Raw genomic sequence first — 23,267 nt, forward strand, 5'->3', positions numbered from 1 at the left:
CCACCAAGAAGCAAGCGCCCACAGAGACACAAGCAACGCACACACAGAACGGGGCGGGGTGGTTCGTGATGAACTACCCCGCCCCGCTCTTATGGGATGGATCCGCCCTGCTTTAGCTCTGCTTTAGCGCAGCTGGTACTTTCCGTTCACCAGGCGGTAGCGCGGATCGAGGAGCAACGCAGCTTCGCCTTCGTGGCGATCCCCGGCGAAGCGCTCGTCCACCGAAGTTTCGGTGTAGAGCGGCGCGTGACCGACCATTCCGGCAACCAGGTGGCGCGCGCCGTCCAGCAGGCGCATATCAGCGCTCTCGCGCCACAGCTGGGCTGCCTTAGCGCCGTTGGTGCGCGCGATAGCAGCCTCGAACGCCGCCGGATGCACGAGCATCATAAGCGCGGAGACATGCCCGAAGCCGAGCGAGGTCAGCACGGCCGCCTTAATATCTCCCACCTCGAGGACTTCACGCGGCCACACTAGGTAACTACGTTCCTCAAAGGCCGGATCGGAGCAGTCCAGGGCCTTATTGCCGGGGATCTTCCCGGTGGCAAACATCTGGGTGATGCCAGCCATCTGGAAGAGCGCCGCCCCGCCCTTGGAATGCCCGGTCAGGGTCTTCTGGGAAACCACATAGAGCGGGTTGCCTTCGCTGCGCCCCAGCGCCGTGAAGAGGCGGTCATGGAGTTCCGCTTCGTTCGGATCATTCGCATTGGTGGAGGTATCGTGCTTGGAAAGCACGGCGACGTCGTCCACACTCACGCCGAGCTCACGCAGGTTCGTGGCCAGCACGGAGTTCTCTCCGCCCATGCCCGCGGCCAATGCTCCCAGGCCAGGTGCGGGAATCGAGGTTTGGATACCGTCCGCGAAGGAGCGGATGTAGGCCACCACCCCGTAGACCGGCAGCCCCATCTGGGCGGCCACGTCTCCGCGAGCCAGCAGCACCGTGCCGCCACCGCAAGCTTCCACGAAGCCACCGCGGCGCAGATCGCCAGCGCGGGAGAAGAAGCGCGGATTAATGCCCTTCTTCGCCATAGCGGCAGAATCCGCCGTCGCATTCATATCACCGAAACCGATGAGGGACTCGACCTGCACGTCATCAATCGCACCGGAGACCACGAACTGGGCCTTGCCGGTGGCGATCTTATCCACGCCTTCTTCCACGGACACCGCGGCGGTCGCGCAAGCGCCGATGGGGTGAATCATGGAACCGTACCCGCCCACGTAGGCCTGCATGGTGTGCGCGGCGATCACGTTCGGCAGGGTTTCCTGGAGGATATCCTGCGGGTAATCCTTACCCAGGAAGCGATCCACGTACAGGCGGCGCATGGAGGTCATTCCGCCAAAGCCGGTGCCCTGCGTGGAGGAGACATCCACCGGATGGACGTATTCGAGCAGCTCCGCCGGGGAAAACCCGGCCGAGAGGAAGGCATCCACCGCCGTCATGAGATTGTAGATAGCCATCCGGTCCGCGCCCTCCACGAGCGATGCCGGAATCCCCCACTTGGCCGGATCGAAATCGGTGGGGAACTGCCCGCCCACGCGGCGGGTGAGAGTGGTACGGCGCGGCATATAGGTCAGTGCCCCGGCCTTGCGGGTCACCCGCCATTCGCCGTCTTCCTCGAAGAAGCTAGTGAAGCTCGGATCCGCTTCGGCGTGGGCGCGGGCTTCCGCTTCGCTGCCCACCGTGAAGGTCACGTCCTTCTCCAGGTAGACCGGGGCGATATCGGTGGTCCCGATATCAGCCAGCGGCCCGTCGTCCACAAAAGCGCGGATTCCGGAACGTGCCACAACCTCATCACGATAGCGCTCGAAGATATCCTCTTCGGGCACCAGTTCCCCTTCGGGGGTGTACCAGCCCGGCTTGGGGGTATCGAACCAGGTAAGCAGGCCCATCATCCAGGCCAGCTCAAGCACCCCGGCCGGCGTGAGGTCCACATCGCCGTCGCTTTGAATCCCGAGTTCGGCTTCCCACCGGGTACGCGAGCTACCCCAGGGGCCGGTTTCGCCCAAGCCCACGATCACCACGAGATCCTCAGGCTTCGCGGTGCCCTTCCCGAAAGCACCCAGGTCCATGGTCGGCTGGTGGATGCTCACCGGGCTGGGCAGGGCCCGCACACTCGGCGCGGCCTCCGCTGCCGGCGCGGGGGTGGCCGGCGTGATGCTCGCGGCCAGTTCGGGCAGGTTAATATCACCCAAGCCACCGGTCATATCGTGCATAACCGGCGCGGTACGGGCGGCCGCCACAGATTCAGGGGTAAAGAGAGTGAGCAATTCGCGCCCGGCCTCCGCCGTGGACCAGGTATGCACACCCTTGGCTTCCACGGCTTCCACCAGCGGATCGTTCCCGCCCATGAGGCCGGTGCCGCGCACCCACCCGATCTTCGCGTGCGCGATGGTGGTGCGCTGCCCCCAGGGCTCCACGCGCCACTTATTGACCACGGCATCCAACGCGGCCTTGACCTCGCCATAGGCGCCGTCACCACCGAAGGAACCCCGGTTCGGGGAGCCCGGCAAAATCACGTGCATGCGATGGTCGATGGCGGCATCGGTGCCCAGGCTCGCGAGGGTGCCGATGAGGCGTTCCACGCTCCACAGCAGAACACGGGCCTGGTTTTCCGCTTCGGGGCCGGCATCGCTGAGGTAGCCGCTCACCCGCGGCGCCGCGAAGGGCACCAGGAGATCCGGAATGAGCGCCGGCTTGATGAGCTTCGAGGTGGCACCCACCGTTTCGCGCTGTTCGGCACCGATCCACGCGGTGATCGCGTCAACGTCGCGGAAGGAGGCGAGGTTGGCGGGAATGAGCCACAGTTCAGCACCGTTGATGGCGTTCTCGCGGTAGAGCTTCTTGGCGAAGTTCAGGCGCGCGGTGGAAATACGCGAGGAGGTGGCGACGACGGTTGCCCCGCCGGCCAGCAACCCGGCCACCACCGCACCCGCGATGGAGTTTTCTGCCATACCGGTCACCACCGCGACCTTCCCGGCGTAAATCCCCGGGGTGGTATCGCGGGCCGCACGGGCGATCTTGGTCAAACGCGCGGCGAGCTTGGGATTGCGGGCCGCCTGCCATTCGGCCTGGCGGGCCACTTCTTCCCCAACGCCGGTGAAATTGGCGTTCACCTCACGCCCGAAAGCGATCTTGGCCACGTCCTCGCGGGCGGTGGCCCAGCGGTCGCACAGGCGCACTGCCTGGGCCGGGTCGAAGCGCGGGGTCACGAAGTCTTCCCAACCGCTACCCAGTTCCGCGCTCATGGCTTCGCGCAGGGCCAGGTCATCAACGGTTGCGGGTGCCTCGGGGCGCTCGTTGTGGCCGAGGCGCGCGAGCAGGTCGCGCGCGGTTCCGGCCAGGATCGCGTCCATGCGTTCGGCATATGCGTCCAGGGCAGCGGAATCGACGACGCCGCCCGCCCCGCTCCCGGTACTCGGGAGGGCAACGTTGATCCCGTGGGCCGCGCCGACCGCCCGCACCGCCGCGTCGATGAGTTCATCGAGCTGGGCGGCCGAGGTGGGGGCCAGCGGGAGGGTGGCCAATTCGTCGCCGCGTACCGACTTGCCTTCGCGGGTACCCAGAAGGATGGTGGCGGTCACGTGGGCCACCCAGCCTTCGCCGAGCTGCCAGGTGTCCTGCACCCGCTGAGCCACCCGGGCCGGTTTCGCGCCGGCCGCACCCGTGAGCGAGCGCAAGCGGTCCGCGATAGCTTCGCGCAGCACGCTGCCGAAAGGCTTATAGGAGTGGGCGGCCTGATCCACCTGGGAGACCAGGGTGGCCAGCGGTGCTTCCGCTGCACCGTCCATGGAGGCCAGGTCGAATTCGGCGGTCATATCCATGAGGATCTGGTTGCGCTTGGAGGAGACCCCGTTGGTGAGGGTTTCGACCGAGTCGGCATCGCCCATCTGATCCAGGCGGATCTTCGTGGACCAGGCCAGCAGGACGCGCAGGGCATCCCCGGCCCGGAAGGGTAGATCCGCAGCCGGCTGGCCATCGCCCGCCGGCGCCGCGGTTGCTGCCGGAGCCGGCGCGGCCGCAGCTGCGGGAGTCGGTGTTTCCGGAGTTGCGGGGGCCGAGGGTGTGGCTTCCGGCGCCGAGGCCGCAGCGGTATCCTCGCTCGTTGCAGCAGCGGTGTTCGCGGCCGGGGCGACGGCGCCATCCGCGAATCCGTCCTCAGCAACCGGAGCGCTGGCAACATCCTCATGCAGAACCCGCTTGGCGTCCCGTTGCACGTTGTATACGCTCACATGGCGCTGGGCGTGCTTAGGCAGCGCGAGGGTGCGGGTGGCCATATTCGCCAGGGTTGGCGAAGCGGCCAGGCCGATTTCCACGATATCTTCCACCCCGGCCTCAATGAGGTAATCCTGGGTTTCAATCCAGCGCACCGGGGAGGCAAATTGCCAGGCCAGCAGCTCGATCAGGAGCTCGCGGGCGGTTCCTACCCGGTCGCGCATGAGGCGCGCGGCCAGGTCGGCGCGAATCTCGCGCACCACCTGGGAGGGAACCACCTCGAGGATGGCATCGCAGAACTCTTCCGTCAGCTCGAAGGGGCGGGCCACCAGATTCGGCAGGTAGCGCCCTTCAAGAATTTCGAGCTTGATATCGGCAGGAACGATGGCGCGCAGGGTATCGCCAAATTCGGCCACGCCGGTGCGCAGCACGCTGGAGTGGAAGGGCACGTCAATACCCGGAACCAGCATGAAGGGACGCTTGCCCCCGGCCTGCCGGGCCCGCTCGTTGGCGTCCTTTTCCAGGGCTTCCAGGCCCGCCACGGTTCCGGCCACCGCGTACTGTGCGCCTGCCAGGTTGTAATTGACAATCTCGAGGAATTCCCCGGAAGCGGCAGCCACCTGCGCGACGTAGTCGCGCACGGCGTCGTCGCCCACCCCAAATTGGTTGGGACGCAAGGCACCCATGCGGTAATTCGAGCGGCCCTGCTCATCGCGTTCCACGAGATGATGCATGGTGGTACCGCGCCGGTACACGATTTCCAGCACGTCCTCGAGGCTGAAGACCTGCGAATAGGCGGAGAGCGCATTGTATTCACCCAGGGAATGCCCGGCGAAGTAAGCACCGCTTACCAGTGAACCCTGTTCACGCAGGCGCGAGGTTTGGGCGAAGGCCACGGTCGCGAGCGCCACCTGGGTGAATTGGGTGAGGTTGAGGACGCCTTCCGGGTGGCGGAAAATCTCATCGCGCACCCGCAGCTCCACCGGGTTATCGCGCACCACGGCGAGGATGGAGAACCCGAGCGCGGAGCGGGTATGCCGGTCGGCGCGTTCCCACACCTCACGCACGGCAGCGGAGGCGGCCCTGTCATCGAGTGTCATGCCGCGGGCCTGGATTCCCTGACCCGGGTAAACATAGGCGGTACGCGGGGCGCTCACGGTGCAGGATGCCTGGGAAACCACGGTATCCCCGCAGCGGGCGGTCACGTCGAGGGCGAGTCCGCCCCCGCGCACCCGGCCCACGCGCTCCACGGTGATATCTACCGCGTCACCGAGGTTCACCATGCCGAACATGCGGTAGGTCCACCCGGTGATATGCATGGGGGCACGCCCGGCCACCGGACCGGCAACCGCGTGCTGGGCGGCGGCGCACAGCCACATGCCGTGCACCAGCGGAGCCTCCATTCCCGCCACCAGCGCGGCGTTGCGGGACACGTGAATCGGGTTGAAGTCACCGGAAACAATGGCGAATGCCGTCATATCCGTGGGGGCCTGCACGGTGACCTTACGCAGCACCGAGCGCGGGGTGTCGATAATATCGGCATCCACTCCCCCGCGGGCGGCCGGTTCCGAAGGCAGGTCCGTGGTGGTGGCGCGCCCGCGCATGGCGAAGCGTTCCTGGAATTCCAGCACCACGGTGCCATCTTCGCGCGCAACATTCGTGCGGATGGTCAGCACCCGGCCGGCGGAAGATTCGGCCACGGAGGCCACCCAGGAGCGCGCGGTGAGCTGCCCGGCCTCCAGGATGTCCTCCACCGGCACATTCACCTTTTCGAGGTGGTCGAGGTGCACGCCGGAGAGCAGCCCTTCGATAATCGGGTAGCCATCGGCTTCGCCCGAGCCCATCGCGGAATAGATAGTGGGCCAGCACGAACCGAGGAGCGCGGAAGGCACGGCCGCCGGGGTGCGCCCGGCCGGCGCGGTAATTCCCGCGTGCAGGGTGTTGATCTCCGGGGAGACCGCGAAGGTCAGGGTGGCAACGCCGTCGATCATTTCGGGTTGCTCGGTGATGGGGGTGCCGCCCAGGGTTGTGGTTCCCACCCCGGACATCGCGGCGAGCACCTCGCGCATGGCGCCTTCTAGGCGGGCATCGTCCACCACGGGCAGCCCGCCGGTGGCCACCGATTCGGGCAGCAGCAGCGGGATGCGCATATGCCGCACCACGTGCTGGTGGGCCTGGGTACCATCCCAGAGGGTATCGAGGGGCACGAAGATTTCCAGGCCCTCCGGAGTATCGCGGATTTCCGCTTCCGGAATGAGGTGGGCCGGGTTGGTGGCCAGGTGGCCGTGCCATACGATGAAGGGAGTTTCCCGCAGGAAGGTTTCCCGGTCGCGTGCCGCGCGGGAGAAGGCCGGCTGGGCCTGCGCTCCGCTCGCACTCACCCGGGCCACGGCATTTTCTTCGTAGCGGCCCAGAATCTCGGCAATCGGCTCATCCACCTTGGTGATGGCCGCTACCGAGGTGGGTCCGGGAATAATACGCACCTGGTCCGCGGTGTAGCGCGGGTTATGGGATTGCCACAGGGAATCCGAACCCCAGAAACGCAGCACCTGCTCGTTAATAACCGGTACGAAGGGCACCGGCTTGGGGTACTTGGAGGCCAGAGCCACGAACCATGCCTCATCCTGGGCGAGCACGGTGTGTTCTTCCGCGCTCGGGTAGGCGGCGAGGAAACGCTCGAGCGCGGCCTGCGGATCGGCGGCGGCATCAGCCTGGGTGGGGAAGAGTGTGGGGACCTCCCCGCTTTCCGCTTCGCACAGGCGCGCTTCGAAACGCTGAAGCATTTCCCAGAAACGGGTTTGGGTGGTGTCGTCGGCCCAGGGAACGGTCAGTTCCACGTAGCGGCGCAGCACCTGGGCGTAGGTCATGTGCGCGATATCCCCGAAGTAGGGCTTGGCGGTGGCGTTGATCGCGGTGATGATCTCATCGCGGCGCGCGGCAATCGCTTCGGCGTCCCCGTCCACTTCCACGAGGAGGCGCGCGGCACGGGCGGCCGCGTTTTCCACGTTGTAAATATCGGCGTGCAGGGAGGACTGGGTGGAGCAAATGCCACCGCGGGTGGAGCCAGCCGCGACCCAACCACCGTTATCGTCCGGGCTCACACCGGGCGTATCAACGAGAAGCTGCTTGACGTCCGGATTCGTTTTCGCTTCCTTCGCGGCCATCGCCGCGGTCCCGATGAACACGCCGTCCACGGGCATGGGCCGCATACCGTAAGCCTGCGCCCAGGTTCCGGTAAGGAACGACGACGCCCGCTCGGGAATGCCCAAGCCGCCACCCACGGTAATAATGAGGCCGGCCTCACGCATCTGACCGTACGTCGCGATGAGCAGGTCTTCCAGGTTCTCCCAGGAGTGGTGCCCACCGGCGTGACCGTCTTCCACCTGCGCGATAAGCGGGGCGCCCGGGCAGGCCTTGGCGATCTCTACCAGCTGGCGGATCTGGGCCACGGTGCCGGGCTTGAAAGCGATATAGGGGAAACCTTCGGCGCGCAGGCGCGCGATGAGTTCGAGGGCTTCGTCCTTTTCGGGAATACCGGCGCTAATAACCACGCCGTCCAGGGGTGCCCCGGCAGCGCGCTGGCGGGAAACGAGGCGGCGCGAGCCGAATTGGAGATCCCAGAGGTAGCGGTCCAGGAACATGGTGTTGAACTGGGCCACCCGGCCCGGTTCCAGGTGCTCACGCAGGGTGGAAAGGTTCTCAGCCAGGACTTCTTCGGAGACCTGCCCGCCCCCGGCGAGTTCGGTCCAGTAGCCGGCGTTGGCGGCGGCCGCCACGATTTCCCCGTCCACGGTGGTCGGGGTCATCCCGCCGAGCATAATCGGGCTGCGCCCGGTCAGCCGCGAGAAAGCGGTATCCAGGTAGGTATGGCCCTTGATCTGGCGCAGCTGGGGTGCGTATTCGGACCAGTCGCGGGTGCGGGTCACGCGCGCCACCCCGGTGACCAGGTCATCGCGGGCCGCGGCGGTGGAGGCATCCACGTAGCTCACTCCGGTGCCGGCCAGGTTTTCCAGGGCGATGGTCTTGAGGTTCGGGCCCGGGCCCAGGTCGACCACGAAACCGGCCGGGCTGCCGCCCTGTCCTGCTTCTTTCAGGGCGGCGGCGAATTCCGCGGTCCAGTCCAGGCTGGCGGTTAGCACGGCGCGGGCCAGTTCATCGCTGCGTTCCACGCTGAGGGAGCAGCGAGCCGCCCAGGAATCCACCAGGGCCACGGCCGGTTCGAGGAGCGGGGAGTGGAAGGGGGCTCCCACGTTGAGGAATTCGCACACCGGGTGGAGGGCTTCCCCGCCGGTGAGTTTATCGGCGCGGGCGCGTGCCTCCCGTTCGGCTTCGCGTTCGATGAGGGCCACCAGCGCGGTGAGGGCGGCCGGGCGCCCGGAGACCACGCAGGCTTCCCGCGAATTAATAATGGCAACATCTGCATCCGGGACCTTCGCGGCCAGGCGGCGCAGCAGCGGGGCTCCCACGCCCCGCACCGAGAGCATGGGGCTGGCGTCCTTGCTCGCGGTAATTCCGAGTTCCCCGCTGATCTTGGAGGCAGCCGCCCCGATGAGGCGGGCGAGGGCGAAAATACTGGCCGGTTCGCTGGATTCCACCATGGCGGCGGCCAGCACGCCCTGGGAGTGCCCGATGGTGGCGGTGGGGCGCACCGCTAGATCACGGTAGGCCCCGTACTGGCTGAGCAGGATGCCGGGAACCGAGGTGTGGGGGGCGCGCCCGGCGCTGGCCGGGCCGCGCAAGCCCAGCAGGTCGAGGCGCCCGGCGGAAATCACGGTGAGTTCGGGAAGTACCGGGGCGAGGATTTCCTCGGCCGCCGCATCCACCGCGGTCAGGTCCGCGCGCAGTTGCGCGGAGGTGAGCAGCTCATCTAATTCGCTCCGCCAGGGAGTTCCCTGGCCGGCGAATTGGAGGATCCAGGGACTGGCGGGCGGGGTGGCCGTCAGGGATTCATACACGCTGGTCATAGTGTTCTTTCTGCTAAGTGCGGGAGGGCCCGCGAGGCAATTCTTGAGAAAAAGGAAAGATCGAAGGTGGCTTGGGCCCAGACTGTGGGCCCGGTCTTTGAGCCCGGTCTCTGGGCGCCGGAACGTTCCGGATGAACGCTCGTGCGCCGGGGCGGGCCGCTACATGGGAATATTCCCGTGCCGGCGCTCGCCCGGATGCGAGCAGTCTTTGGTGGCGAGGATACGCAGGGACTCAATGAGCACCCGCCGGGTATCTTCGGGGGCGATAATGCCGTCCAGTTCCCCGCGTTCCACGGAGAGAAAAGGATTGACGTTATCGCGGGTGTACTCTTCGATGAGCTGCTGGCGCACCGCGGCCACATCCTCACCGTTTTGTTCGGCTTCCCGCAGGCGCCGTCGCCCTGTAATAGCGACCGCGCCCTCGGCGCCGAGCACCGCAATTTCCGCACCGGGCCACGCGAAGTTCAGGTCCCCACCCAGAGACTTCGACCCCATGACGATATAGGCGCCCCCGTAGGCTTTACGTAACACCACGGTGACGAGGGGCGTCGTCGCATTCGCGTAGGACCAGATCAGTTTCGCACCGCGGCGAATAATCCCGGCCTGTTCCTGTTCGGTGCCGGGCCGGTAGCCGGGCACGTCCACGAGGGTGATAACGGGCACGTGGAAAGCATCGCAGAATTGCACGAAACGCCCGGCTTTTTCGGAGGCGTCCACGTCCAGGGTGCCGGCATCCACGAGCGGCTGATTGGCCACGATCCCGACCGATTGCCCGGCCAGGGCCGCGAATCCCACCACGATGGAGCGGGAGAAATGCTCCTGAACCTGCACGAATTCCCCGTAGTCCACGAGGTTCGCGATGACGTCGAGCATATCGTAGGGCTGCTTGGTGGAGGCGGGCACCAGATCGGAGAGGTGCCGGGCGCACTGGGTATCCGTGGCCGTTTCCGCATAATCCCAGCGCGGCAGCGAGGCATCGCAATGCGCGGGCAGGTAGGTGAGGAGGGTACGGGTGTAATCGAGGGCATCGTCCTCGTTCGCGGCCAGGTAGTGGGCCACCCCGGATTGGAAATTGTGGAGGGTGGCTCCGCCCAGATCGTCGAAGGAGACTTCTTCCCCGGTGGTTGCTTTGACAACGTCCGGTCCGGTCACGAACATATGCGCGTTATCACGCGTCATAATAATGAAATCGGTGAGCGCCGGCCCGTACACCGCACCACCCGCGCAGGGTCCCAGAATGACGGAGAGTTGCGGGATAATGCCCGATGCCGCGATCGTTTTCTTGAAGATACGGCCGTATTGGGACAGGGCGACGACGCCGTCCTGGATGCGGGCGCCACCCGAGTCGAGCAGAGACACCATGGGAATGCGCAGCTCGAGGGCTTTGTCCATGAGGGCCACGATTTTATCGCCCTCGGCTTCGCCCAAGGTGCCCCCGGATACGGAGAAGTCCTGGGCGTAGACCGCTACGAGCTGGCCATCCACCTGGCCAATTCCGGTCACCACCGCGGCGCCCTGGAAACCGCGCCCCAGGTTCCCGCCGGCAAACTGCCCGATTTCGGTGAAACTGCCCTCATCGCAGAGCAGCGCGATGCGCTCCCGGGCGGTCTTTTTACCGTGGGCGTGCTGGCGCTTCGCGGCGTGTTCCTCGGCCTGCCGGGCCAGGTCATGTTGATACTCCGCGAAACGCACCCGGTCCACCTGCTGGGCGCTGTGATCCAGGGTTTGCCATTCGTGGGCGGAACGTAATTCAGTCAGCGACATGATTCTCCTTCGCTACTTTCGGGCACGGACTCGAGTGGTGGCGCACTACCGCGAGTAGGTAGGTGCCGAGCAGGTTTTTAGGCATCGCTACCTACCACCCGCACGAGGGGCTGGAAAGCTGCCACGGTGGCCCCGGCCCGCACTTCCACATCCGTCACTTCGCCATCGCGCGGCGAATAAACATAACTTTCCATCTTCATGGATTCGAGCACGACCAGCAGATCGCCTTCGTGGACCTTATCCCCCGGCTCCACCACCACGCGCACCACAATCGCCTGGATGGGAGAATTCACCATCCCGCTCGGATCGGTAAGATCCTGGGCCGGCATCGCGGTGCGGGAAGCTGCCTGGGAACGGCGCGGCTGCAGGGTGCGGCGAGCCACGTGCGATCCGGTGGCAATCAGCGCGGCCGGGAGGGTCATACGCATACGCCGCCCATCTACTTCAATAACGAAAGTATGGCGCGGTTCTTCATCTTTAACAGGCGCCGGGGTAGCCACGGCCTGCGTATTTTCGTAAGCAGGGAGCACGGTATCTTCCAGCCAGCGGGTGGAAGGAATATGCCCGGCGAAATCCTCCATGGCCAGCACATCGCGGTACATGGCGCAGGGGGTGGCCACCCCGGTGATCTGCAATTCCGCGAGCGCGCGGCGCGAACGGGCAATGGCCTGCTCGCGATCCGGGGCGGTCACCACAAGCTTGGCGAGCATGGGATCGAAATCGGCGGTCACAATATCGCCTTCTTCAATTCCCGATTCGATACGCACCCCGTGGCCCAGCGGCCAGCGGATTTTTTCAATGGTTCCGGTGGAGGGCACCATCCCGGTGGCCGGATCCTCGCAGGTAATACGGAATTCAAAAGAGTGGGCGCGCGGGGCGGGAACCTGAGAGAGTTCCGCTCCGGATGCAATAAGAATCTGTTCGCGTACCAGGTCCATTCCCGTCACCTCTTCGGAAACGGTGTGCTCGACCTGGAGACGCGGATTCACTTCCAGGAAATTAACCCGCCCATCGGGTTCCACCAGGAATTCACACGTACCCAAACCAACGTAATCCACCGCTTCGAAAAGCCGGCGCGACCACTCGGTCACGATCGCTTCCGCGTTTCCGGGCAGCAGCGGAGCGGGTGCTTCTTCAATGAGTTTCTGGTTGCGGCGCTGGGCCGAACAATCGCGGGTGGAAATCACCGCGAAATTGCCGTGGGAATCGCGGGCTGACTGCGTTTCAATATGGCGGGCGGTGCGAATAAAACGCTCAACGAAATAGGAATCCAGATCCGCCCCGTGGGCCGCGAAGAAGCGGTCCAGATCAGCGGCTTCATTGTGGATGGTGATACCGCGCCCACCCCCGCCGTCGGCCTTCTTGGTGACAATCGGGAAACCGAAGCGGGCCACGAACTCATCCACCCCGGCGCGCCCCTGCACCGGATCGGAAACACCGGGCACCGGAGCCACGCCCACCGATTCGGCCAGCCGGCGCGCCTGGATTTTATCGCCGAGGCGATGGAGTACCGCGGGGGCCGGGCCGATCCACGTGAGCCCCGCCTCGATAACAGCGGTGGCGAATTCCGGAACTTCGGAGAGGAAACCGTAGCCGGGATGCACGGCGTCCGCGTGGGAACGCTTCGCAATCGCGATGATTTTCTCGATATTCATATAGGTATCGGCATACGCGGTGCCCTCCAGCGCGTAGGCACTATCGGCATCCTCCACGAACTGCGCTTCGCGATCCGCATCGGCATAAACCGACACCGCTTTCATCCCCATATCGTGGGCGGTACGAATAACGCGCTCGGCAATTTCGGAGCGATTGGCAACAAGAATTTTTTTCATCACTATTTTCCTTCCGAGGGCGTTACCCGACCCAGGAGCGAGACTTCTCCGGTGGAAATACGCACGTCACCGGCAGTGGTGGCGACCACGAGGGCGCCGTCGGCTAAAATCTGCACCCCGCGCCCGCGCACCGGAGTATCGCGGGGGCGGTTAACAGTGATTCCTCCGCGCAAGGTGTCGCAGGTGGCATTGAGTTCGGCTAAGAGTCCGGAACGTTCCGCCGCGGTAGTCCCGGTGCCGGTCACCCCGGCATCACTCGCCTCCGTTTCGGGTACGACGGCGCCGCTAGCTGCCGCCGGGCACCTCCCGCTTGCGCAGGCGGCACCGAGGGCGGCCAGCCGCGCCCCGAGTTCGCGCAAGTAGACGGCAGCTACCTCGTCCCGGCTGGGAACCGGGAAGCCGGCGGTAGCAAGAGACGCGGAGGTGGGAGTGGGGAGTTCTTCGGTGCGCAACCCCAGGTTGATTCCCACCCCGAGGACAACTCCGATGTTCCCGGCTGCGTCCGTACTCACGACTTCACCCAGCACGCCGGCCAGTTTCGCGGCCCGCGGGCGGGTGACAATATCATTCGGCCAGGAAATCGCCACGTGGGCGCCGAGCTTTTCGAGGGCGGCGCGCGCGGCCAGGGCCCCGGCGAAAGTCACCCAGCTCAGCTCCGCGCGTACCGTTTCCGGTACCGCGATCAGTACCGAGAAGAGCAGGGAACCATCTTTCGTGGCGAACCAGGAGCGGCCCATCCGCCCGCGCCCATCGCTTTGCTCATCAGCAATGAGACCGCACACCAGCCCGGGTGCGGGAGCGCCCCCGGAACTGAGCCAGAGTTCAGCCAGATCATCCTGGGTGGATGTGGTCAGATCTGTATGCAGGAGCTCGGCACCTGGGATCCCTACCTCTCCCAGCGCGCTCGCGGTACGCGGGAAGAGCACGTCTCCTGAATGCACGTGACTCACCTCAGCCTTCTTTCCGGCGGGCCACCCCACCGCTAACTTACTAATGCGTAACCTTACGTAATCGTAACTTACGGATTCGTAACATACGCGCTTCGCTGGCGCGCGCCACCGTTAGACCTCTCACACCCGAGGCGCGCAAAGCCCGCAAATGCGCCAAACTCGCGGTTATCCACCCGCATATTCACATGTTTATACATCTAGGCGCATACTTACTGGCTATACTTGGGATTGTTCCGAGTAATTTCCACCCGAACACTGAAAAAACATTCACCGTAGGGGAAGAAAATGAAGAAAACATTCGCGTTGCTCGCTGCCGGCCTCCTCACGCTGGGCGCCTGCTCCAATGATGAGGCTGCTTTAACGGATTCCACCGCCGCGGCCGATCCGGGTGAGTCCGGTTTCGCTGTTGATGGCATCGCGGCAGATTCCGCCGTCGCTGCCCTAGTTCCCGCGGATATTACCGCGCGCGGGCAATTACGCAACGGCGCGTCCACCGATTACGCTCCCGCGGAATACCGCAAGGCGGACGGGCAGACCCCCACCGGTTACGATATTGATCTCACGCGCGCCATCGCGAAAAAGATGGGGCTCAAAGACGGCACCACCACGCACGTGGAATTTGATTCCCTTCTCCCCCAGATCGGCACCAAATTCGATGTGGGCCTGTCCACCTTCACCGTCACCCCCGAACGTGAAGAAGCCTTCAATATGATCACGTACTTCGAGGCGGGATCCGAATATGGAGTACCGGCCAAGTCCAGCGATTTCACCCCGGATAACCCCTGCGGTTTCACCATCGGGGTGCAAACAGGCTCCTCGCAGGAGGATGCCCTCAAGGAGGCCACCGCTGCCTGCGAAGCCAAGGGCGCCAAGCCAATTAAGATCATGTCCCTACCTGACGTACCGCAAATCGTTACCCGGGTGGTCTCCGGCCAGTACGACGCTATTTTCGCCGATTCCCCGGTACTCGGTTACGCGGTTGCCCGGTCGAACGGGCAACTGAAGACCACGGGTGATATCTACGATTCAGCCCCGGTGGCTATCGCGGTCGCCAAGGACAACCCGGAGCTCGCCAAAGCGGTGCAGGCCGCGCTGCAATCCCTCATGGATTCGGGAGAACTCAAGGAGATCTTCGCACATTACGGCATTACCGAAGGTGTGCTGAGCACCGCCGAGATTAACCCCCAGGTGCAGTAATGGAGACAATTCATCCGCAAGCCCGCGTGAAGCTGAGCAATATTGTGTGGCTCATCGTCATGGCGGTACTCGGGGCGATGGCGCTTAACGCGCTCATCACCAATGATGCTTTCCACTGGGATGTGGTGGGGCGTTATCTTTTCGATTGGCGGATCCTGCGCGGTATCGTCTACACCCTGGTACTGACCGTGCTGGCCATGGTTATTGGCATTATTTTGGCACTGACCATGGCGGTGCTGCGCGAATCGACTAACGCGGTATTGCGCGCGGCGGCCCGTTTTTATATTTGGTTCTTCCGCGGCACCCCGATTTACACCCAGCTTATGTTCTGGGGCCTGCTCCCCTCGCTTTATCAGAAGCTATCACTGGGGATTCCTTTCGGGCCGGAGTTCTTTACCTTCCAAACAGACCGGGTCATCACCCCGTTTATCGCGGCGATTATCGGACTGGGACTCAACGAAGGTGCCTACCTGGCGGAAATTATCCGTTCCGGTTTGGGTGCGATTGATCCGGGCCAGCGGGAAGCCGCCGTGGCGCTGGGGATGCGTTCGGGCACGATCATGCGGCGTATTATTTTGCCGCAGGCCATGCGTATTATTATTCCGCCCACCGGGAACGAAACAATCTCGATGCTCAAAACCACGTCGCTGGTGCTCGCCGTCCCCTTCACTCTGGACCTCACTTTCGCGGCCCAGGATTTGGGTTCGAAAACGTACCTTACCCTTCCCCTTCCTCGTGGTCGCGGCGATCTGGTACCTGGTTATTACTTCGCTGCTCATGATGGTGCAGCACCGTATTGAACGCCATTTCGCGCGCGGTTTTGACGGACGCACGGCGACGACGGCTTTCCTCGACGTCACCCCTAAGGAGCACAATGACTCACGCCATGGTGGACGTGTGCAACGTCTACAAATCTTTCGGCGACCACACCGTTCTCAAAGGTGTCAATCTCACGGTAGAGCGCGGTGAGGTGGTGGTGCTGCTCGGCCCTTCCGGTTCGGGTAAATCCACGCTGCTGCGCTGCCTGAATGAGCTAGAAACTATTACCGCCGGGCGGATCTACCTGGACGGGGAGCTGCTGGGGATGACCGAGCAGCCCGCCCCCACCGGGTGGCGCGGGATGCTGGCCCGCCGCTCCGGTGCCCTTACTTCGCAAGGGACCTGGCTGCGCCAGCGCACCGAGGCGGAAGTTGCCGCCCAGCGCGCCAAGGTGGGGATGGTTTTCCAGCGTTTCAACCTTTTCCCGCATATGAGCGCGATGGAAAATATTATGGAGGCGCCCGTGCAGGTGGCCCACCGCCCCGAAAAAGAGGCGCGGGCCGAAGCCCTGGAGCTGCTGGAGCGGGTGGGGCTGCGCGATCACGCTAATCATTTCCCGGCCCAACTTTCCGGCGGGCAGCAACAGCGGGTGGCTATTGCGCGTGCCTTGGCCATGCACCCCGAGCTCATGCTTTTTGATGAGCCTACCTCGGCGCTCGATCCGGAGCTCGTGGGCGAGGTACTCTCTGTGATGCAGGATTTGGCCCGCGGGGGTATGACCATGGTGGTGGTCACTCACGAAATCGGTTTCGCCCGAGAGGTTGCCGATAAGGTGGTCTTCCTCGACGAGGGCATGATTATTGACGAGGGTACCCCGGCTCAGGTTATTGACAACCCGCGCTCGGAGCGCACCCATGATTTCTTCACCAAGGTGCTCTAGACAACCGTCCGCAGCCCCGTCTTTCGGTCTATCGGTCCTTCCTTGAGCGGAACCTCAGGAGTCACACCAGTACCCCGGGGCACAACAGCACCTGCGGGAGGACTAGGTGTTGTCAGAGCTGTACTTCGTATGTACGACATGTGCAGTACACCTCGGAAAACACATGCCGGGTCCGAACTAACAACACGCTGTCAATAGCAACTATTTTTTCTATTACCTTGCTACGGCAGCTAGATAAACGGTGCCGGCCACTCCCGTTATTGGGGGGGGTGACCGGCACCGTGTGCGTCTACCGGGTGCTAGTGCCGTGCGGCACTATTGCCGCGCAGCACTACTTCCGGTGAGCGCGGTAGTACTCAATGAGCTTGCGGGTGGAGGAATCCTGAGCCTCCAGGGCCGCCGCATCTCCGCTAATCGCCGGGGTGAGTTCCTTGGCCATCTGCTTGCCCAGCTCCACGCCCCACTGGTCAAAGGAATCGATACCCCAGACCGCACCTTGCGTGAAAGTAATGTGCTCGTAGAGCGCAATCAGCTGGCCGAGCACCGCGGGAGTGAGGGCCGGGGCCATAATCGAGGCGGTCGGCTTATTCCCGGGGAATTCCCGCGCGGTCACAATTTCCTCCGGGGTGCCTTCCGCGCGCACCTCATCCAAGGTCTTCCCGAATGCCAGGGCCTTCGTTTGCGCGAAGAAATTACCGAGGAAAAGTTCATGCTGATCGGCGTCTCCGTCCACGAGCGCGAAAACAGGATTCGCGAAGGCAATGAAATCAGCCGGGATAAGCTGGGTGCCCTGGTGGATGAGCTGGTAGAAAGCATGCTGGCCGTTGGTACCCGGTTCACCCCAGAACACTTCCCCGGTCTGGGTGGTCACCGGGCTGCCGTCCCAACGCACCCGCTTCCCATTGGATTCCATGGTGAGCTGCTGGAGATAAGCCGGGAAACGGTGGAGATATTGGGCGTAGGGCAGCACCGCGTGGGTGGCCGCCCCGAAGAAATTGACGTACCAAATATTGAGGAGCCCCATGAGGAGGGGCACGTTTTCCGCGGTCGGCGCGGTGGCAAAATGCTCGTCAATCGTGCGGAATCCGGAGAGGAATTCTTCGAAATGTTCCGGCCCGATGGCAATCGCGAGAGAAAGGCCGACGGCGCTATCAACCGAATAGCGCCCCCCTACCCAATCCCAGAAGCCGAAGGCATTGGCGGGCTCAATTCCGAATTCCGCCACCTTTTCCAGGTTGGTGGACACGGCCACGAAGTGCTTGGCCACCGCACCGGCATCTTGGATGCCGCGCGCGGCGAGCTGGGCGAGGAACCACGAGCGGGCCTGGCGGGCATTGGTGAGAGTTTCCAGAGTGGTGAACGTCTTGGACGCCACGATGAAGAGCACGGTTTCCGGGTCCACCCCCCGCAGGGTCTCCCCCACGTCGGTGGGGTCAATATTGGAAATGAAGCGGCACTCCAGCCCGTCCTTGACGTACGGGAGCAGTGCTTCGTAAGCCATCACCGGGCCCAGATCCGAACCGCCAATTCCGATATTGACTACGGTCGTGATGGCTTTGCCGGTTACCCCGCGCCAGCTGCCTTCGCGTACCTTGGTGGCGAAAGCGTACATCCGCTCGAGGACCTCACGTACATCAGTGACAACGTTATGCCCGTCTACTTCGACTGTGTCATCCGCGGTGCGCCGCAGCGCGGTATGAAGTACCGCCCGGTTTTCGGTCACATTAATCCGCTCTCCGCGCAGCATCGCATCGCGGCGCGCGGCAACCCCGGTTTCTTCGGCGAGTTCCAGCAGGGCATCGCGAACATCATCATCCAAATAGGATTTGGACAGATCCACAAAAAGATCACCGGCGGTGAAACTCAGCCGCTCGGCACGCTGGGGATCCGCGGCAAAGCGAGCACGGAAATCAGCGGTGAAGCCGTCGTGAAGGTCATGCAGCCGCGCCCAGGCGCGCGTGGTTGTGGGGTCAATGGGGTGCGACATGGTTATCCTCATCCTCGAAGTAGTCTTTATCTCGTAGTGTAATCAACTTCGCGCCCGCGCGGCGCGCCGCTACCACACCGCGCGGGCGCGCCACCGGACTCTAGCACCACACATGAGCCCACCATCTTTGACACAATGTTCCTCGGAGGAGGAACCATGTCAGATCACGCAGATCCCGTATCCCTTGCCATTCTTACCTCGGGTGGGGACGCCCCGGGCATGAACCCGGTGGTACGCGCCGTGGTACGCACCGCTTTACACGTGGGTGCCCGCCCCTTCGCAATTCGCGAAGGATGGCGCGGAGCTATCGATAATCTTATTGAGCCAATGGTCTGGAGTGATGTGTCCTCCATTCTGGATAAGGGCGGCACGGTGATCGGCTCAGCCCGCTCTACCGAATTCCGCGAACGGGAGGGCATGCGCACAGTTGCCGCGAATCTGGTGCGCGCCGGAATTGACCGCCTCGTGGTTATTGGCGGGGATGGCTCCCTTACCGGTGCTGATACCCTGCGTGAGCGCTGGACCGGACTCCTCGACGAACTGGTCGAATCCGGGGAAATTGAGGCCGATGTGGCCGCGCGCCACCCCGAACTGCATATTGCCGGGGTGGTCGGCTCTATCGATAACGATATGGTCGGCACCGATATGACGGTGGGAACTAATTCGGCCCTGTGCCGCATTATTGATGCCATTGATGCTCTCACTTCCACAGCCGCGTCCCACCAACGTGTCTTCGTGGTGGAAGTGATGGGGCGACGCTGCGGTTACCTGGCTCTTATGGGCGCGATGGCCGGCGGTGCGGATGACGTCATCATTCCCGAGCTTCCCCCTGAAGATGGCTGGGAAGACGCCATGTGTGAGAAAATCCGTGCCGGGCGGGCGGCCGGGCGGCGTGATTCGATTATCGTTGTTGCCGAAGGCTGCATGGATCGGCATGGTGAAAAGATCACCGCGCAGCGCATCCAGGCAGCTATTAAAGAACGCACCGGGGAATCCCCGCGGATTACCGCGCTCGGCCACGTGCAGCGCGGCGGCACTCCGTCCGCCTACGACCGTTGGATGTCCACCCTGCTCGGTTACACCGCAGCCCTGGAGGTTATCCGGGCCGAACCGGGTGAAGAATCCTGCATTATCGGAATTCGTAATAATCGCCTCCAGCGCCTGCCGCTGGTGGAAACGGTTGCCAATACCAAGAAGGTTATCGACTACCTCGAAGAGGGTGATTACGAGGCTGCGGTGCGCTCACGCGGCACCAGCTTCTCCCGGATCAAGTCCCTTTTTGAAACACTTTCCTCCCCGCTAGGTGAAGACCGCTACTTCAAGGATGGCTGGCGCCCGCGGGTAGCTATCCTGCACGCCGGCGGGCTCGCCCCGGGAATGAACGCGGCCGCGCGCAGCGCGGTGCGGCTCGGCCTGGATCGCGGCTTTGAAATGCTCGGTGTGGAGGGCGGCTTCCCCGGCCTTATCCGCGGGGATATTCGCCCGCTCGCCTGGGGCGATGTGGATGGCTGGGTATCGCTGGGCGGTGCGGAACTGGGCACCGCCCGTTCGGTCCTCGGAATTGAGGATTACTTCGGGCTGGCCCGCTCCATCGAAGCCAACGGGCTGGACGCCATTATTATGATCGGCGGCCTGGCCGGCTATGAAACCGCGTGGAATATGGCGAAGGAGGCGGATCGCTATACCGCTTTCCGTCTCCCCCTCATCTGCGTGCCAGCCTCCATTGATAACAACCTGCCCGGCCATGATCTTTCCATCGGGGTGGATACCGCACTCAATACCAATGTGGAGACCATCGATAAGATTCGCCGCTCCGCATCCGCATCCCGGCGTTGCTTCGTAGTGGAAACGATGGGCCGGAAATGCGGCTACCTCGCGCTTATGAGCGCGCTATCCACCGGGGCCGAACAGGTCTACCTGCACGAAACCGGGGTGGATCTGGCCCTCCTCACGAAGGAAGCCGAGCGGATGAATAGGGCCTTCGATGGCTCGCGTTCCCTCTACTTGGCCATTCGCAATGAGGATGCCTCTAAGTATTACACCGCGGATCTGCTGCGGCGGGTCTTCCAGCAGGAGGGCCACGGGGCTTTCTCGGTTCGTTCCACGATTATTGGCCACCAGCAGCAGGGCGGCATCCCAACCTCCTATGACCGCACTCTCGCGGTATCGCTCGCGGCCCTCGCCATTGACGAGGTCACCGCGCAGCTGGAGAAGAAGGAACGGGTGGGCGCGCGCTATATCGGTCAGCATAATGGCAAGTTGGAATCGCATCCGATTATGCGCATCGACGAAGAGATGGATATGAAGGACCGGGTGCCTTTGGATCCGTGGTGGATTTCCGCGCTTCCCGTGCTCTACACGGTAGCGGCCCGCGAGGATACTACCCCGCTGGAGCACCTGGCGATTTACGACGATAACCGGTAGAAAGAGAGTATCCACCTCCTCAGCTACCGGCCGCCACCGTGCGATTCACGCTTCCCGTACGATTCCGCTCCTGCGGGATCCGCTAGTGCTGGCGGCCGGCTTCGCTATGGCCTTCCATCCGGGCCATAGCGATATCCTCCGATTCGGTCACCTGGTCCACCCGCACCCGGTCAATGCGCCGCCCGTCCAGGGATTGCACGGTGAGCTCCACCGCCCCCAGGCGGGTGGAATCCCCCACCTGCGGCATGCGCCCCAGCTGGGCGATGATGTAACCGGCCAGGGTATCGAAAGGCCCCTCGGGTAGCTCCACGCCAAGCATCTTAAGCACCTCTGGGCGGGTGGAGAGCCCGTCCATATCCCGCACTCCCCCGTGCACCTGCACCTTGGGAACCTCGCGGTCGTATTCGTCGCGGATTTCGCCCACGAATTCTTCCATCACGTCCTCAATGGTAACGATGCCATCCGTACCCCCGTATTCATCCACCACGATGGCAAGGTGAGCATGGGCTTTCCGCAGATCCGAGAGTGCTTCCAGCACATCCTTACCCGTCGGGAAGAAGGTCACCGGGCGCACCAAATCGCTCACCCTTTGAGCCGTGGGAGCGGGAGCGAGCATATCGCGGATGTGGAGGAAGCCGATCACATCGTCGTCGTTCCCACCCCTGCGCACCGGATAACGCGAGTGCTCCAGGGCCGTAACGAGGGGGCGCGCGTCATCGAGGGAAAGTTCCGCGTCCAGGAATTCCACTTCGGTGCGCGGCGTCATGACCTCCTGCACGGTGCGGTCCGAAACGGAGAGCATCGAGACGACCATATCGCGTTCCTCGGTCCCGATTGTTTCTTGGCTGGCCACGAAGGCGCGCAGCTCCGCCACGCCCATTTCTTCGCGCTGCTCTTTCGGGTCGCGGCGCAGCAGCCGCAGCACCCCGTTGACGCTCGCGCCCAGGAACCAGATGACCGGGCGCAGCACCGCGGTAATAAAAGCGAGGGGCCGGGCGGCCACCGTGGAGATCGTTTCCGCCGATTGCAGGGCAATGCGCTTGGGCACCAACTCCCCAAACACAATGGAAATATAGGAAATCACGAGCGTGGTGAGTACAAAAGCCAGGGTGGTGGCCCCGTTTTCCGACATCCCCCAAGCTCTGAACGTGGGGGCGATCTCCGGGGCGATGGAGGCCGCACCGAAGGAGGCGGAGAAGAATCCGGCCAGGGTTACGCCCACTTGAACGGCGGAAAGAAACTGGTTGGAGTCCGCGGTCAGGCCCTGGATAGTTTTCCCGGAGGCGGAATTTTCCGCCATTTCATCGATTTGTGTTTGCCGCAGGGACACCAGCGCGATTTCCGAAGCGGCAAAAAACGCGCCGATCAGCGTGAAAACAATAACCCAGATGATGTTCATAGCTAAGGGACTCACTCCACCAGTATGGACGAGCCCGCGCCCACTAGCCCCACCGCGTCTCAGAAACAAGCGGCAAGCGAACACGCGGGAGACGTGGCGCCCTTCCCGCGAGAGCCTCATGAATCTCACATACTTCAATAGTCACACCCAGCAGCTGGGGAGAGGGCATCTGTTTTCAGAGCTGTACTTCTCTTGTCGTACATGCGCAGTACATCCAGGAAAAACATACCCTCCTCGCCGGCGCGGCGGCGGAGAAGGGGTAAGTCGGCGGGCGGCGCGAGACCTTGATCGGCTTTTCAGCACGACGATCCAGCGCAGTCGTCCAGATCTGCGGGTCAGGCGAGGCGGTCCGGTTAGGCACAGTGTGAGTCCGGGACATCGCCTCCCACAGGATGTGCATAAAAGACACAAAATCGCCCTGAAACGGTACTCTCGCGCACACTTTGTTTTCGGGCACGGTTCATGCAGTTCCGGACCGGATCAAAGCCAAGGACACGCAGTCATTAGATCCACTTTTATCTATTAGCCCTGCGCACCGGGGCGCTGCGGCGTCGTTCTTAAATAACGGGGGGCGTGAGGGCGAAACGCGCCAGGAAAAAGAGCGCTGCGGCAAGGAGAAGGAGGGTGGCGGCGTCCGTGATGCGCGAGCGCACCGAGGGGACGTAGCCGGTGGGCAGGGTCAGGCGTGCCACCGCGAGAACCACGAAGCTGCCCGCGAGCGCGAGGATGGCCACGCGCGGATCAGCAAGGAAAGCGAGGGCAACGATGATGCCGATCCAGGCCGCGCAGGCCCAGTAGACCACCGGGTGGGAAAAATGCGCATTCACATCGGCCAGTATAT

The 23,267-nt window shown here is 63.5% G+C and carries 10 protein-coding genes and 1 pseudogene; 4 read left to right on the forward strand and 7 right to left on the reverse strand.

From position 1 onward, the window contains the following. Window positions 1-123 precede the first annotated feature (123 nt). From HMPREF9237_RS06815 to HMPREF9237_RS08990, 4 genes are all read right to left on the reverse strand, one after another. Complete coding sequence (locus HMPREF9237_RS06815) at window positions 124-9,174, reverse strand: type I polyketide synthase (protein ID WP_016443007.1); 9,051 nt, start codon at window positions 9,172-9,174, stop codon at window positions 124-126. 159 nt (window positions 9,175-9,333) lie between these two features. Further along, complete coding sequence (locus HMPREF9237_RS06820) at window positions 9,334-10,938, reverse strand: acyl-CoA carboxylase subunit beta (protein ID WP_016443008.1); 1,605 nt, start codon at window positions 10,936-10,938, stop codon at window positions 9,334-9,336. Between the two features lie 77 nt (window positions 10,939-11,015). Beyond that, complete coding sequence (locus HMPREF9237_RS06825) at window positions 11,016-12,770, reverse strand: biotin carboxylase N-terminal domain-containing protein (protein ID WP_016443009.1); 1,755 nt, start codon at window positions 12,768-12,770, stop codon at window positions 11,016-11,018. A 2-nt stretch (window positions 12,771-12,772) separates the two neighbouring features. Next, the gene (locus HMPREF9237_RS08990) at window positions 12,773-13,720 is read right to left on the reverse strand and encodes a biotin--[acetyl-CoA-carboxylase] ligase (RefSeq protein WP_016443010.1); all 948 of its coding nucleotides are present in this window, start codon (window positions 13,718-13,720) and stop codon (window positions 12,773-12,775) included. 285 nt (window positions 13,721-14,005) lie between these two features. On the opposite strand from HMPREF9237_RS08990, the gene HMPREF9237_RS06835 reads away from it, so the two are divergent. From HMPREF9237_RS06835 to HMPREF9237_RS06845, 3 genes and pseudogenes are all read left to right on the forward strand, one after another. Continuing rightward, entirely contained in the window at window positions 14,006-14,917 is a 912-nt protein-coding gene (locus HMPREF9237_RS06835; RefSeq protein ID WP_016443011.1) for an ABC transporter substrate-binding protein, read from the forward strand. Further along, a pseudogene (locus HMPREF9237_RS06840) lies at window positions 14,917-15,886 on the forward strand (amino acid ABC transporter permease). The gene HMPREF9237_RS06835 and the pseudogene HMPREF9237_RS06840 overlap by 1 nt, the downstream one beginning before the upstream one ends. Next, the gene (locus tag HMPREF9237_RS06845) at window positions 15,792-16,616 is read left to right on the forward strand and encodes an amino acid ABC transporter ATP-binding protein (RefSeq protein WP_016443013.1); all 825 of its coding nucleotides are present in this window, start codon (window positions 15,792-15,794) and stop codon (window positions 16,614-16,616) included. The pseudogene HMPREF9237_RS06840 and the gene HMPREF9237_RS06845 overlap by 95 nt, the downstream one beginning before the upstream one ends. A gap of 331 nt (window positions 16,617-16,947) precedes the next feature. Here the strand turns inward: HMPREF9237_RS06845 and pgi are convergent, their stop codons facing one another. Next, a complete protein-coding gene (pgi, locus tag HMPREF9237_RS06850) occupies window positions 16,948-18,603 on the reverse strand; it encodes a glucose-6-phosphate isomerase (RefSeq protein ID WP_016443014.1) in 1,656 nt (551 codons plus the stop codon). Between the two features lie 156 nt (window positions 18,604-18,759). On the opposite strand from pgi, the gene HMPREF9237_RS06855 reads away from it, so the two are divergent. Next, window positions 18,760-21,027, forward strand: coding sequence for a 6-phosphofructokinase (locus HMPREF9237_RS06855; protein ID WP_016443015.1), 2,268 nt, complete (start codon window positions 18,760-18,762; stop codon window positions 21,025-21,027). Window positions 21,028-21,109: 82 nt separating this feature from the next. On the opposite strand, the gene HMPREF9237_RS06860 is transcribed toward HMPREF9237_RS06855, so the two are convergent. Together HMPREF9237_RS06860 and HMPREF9237_RS06865 are read right to left on the reverse strand one after the other, a co-directional pair. Further along, the gene (locus HMPREF9237_RS06860) at window positions 21,110-22,441 is read right to left on the reverse strand and encodes a hemolysin family protein (protein ID WP_155875961.1); all 1,332 of its coding nucleotides are present in this window, start codon (window positions 22,439-22,441) and stop codon (window positions 21,110-21,112) included. A 542-nt stretch (window positions 22,442-22,983) separates the two neighbouring features. Beyond that, window positions 22,984-23,253 carry a DUF3017 domain-containing protein gene (locus HMPREF9237_RS06865; RefSeq protein WP_016443017.1) on the reverse strand — a complete coding sequence of 90 codons (270 nt, stop codon included), beginning with the start codon at window positions 23,251-23,253 and terminating at the stop codon, window positions 22,984-22,986. Window positions 23,254-23,267: the final 14 nt, after the last annotated feature.

It is taken from the genome of Actinotignum schaalii FB123-CNA-2 (assembly GCF_000411135.1).
Classification (GTDB): domain Bacteria; phylum Actinomycetota; class Actinomycetes; order Actinomycetales; family Actinomycetaceae; genus Actinotignum; species Actinotignum schaalii_A.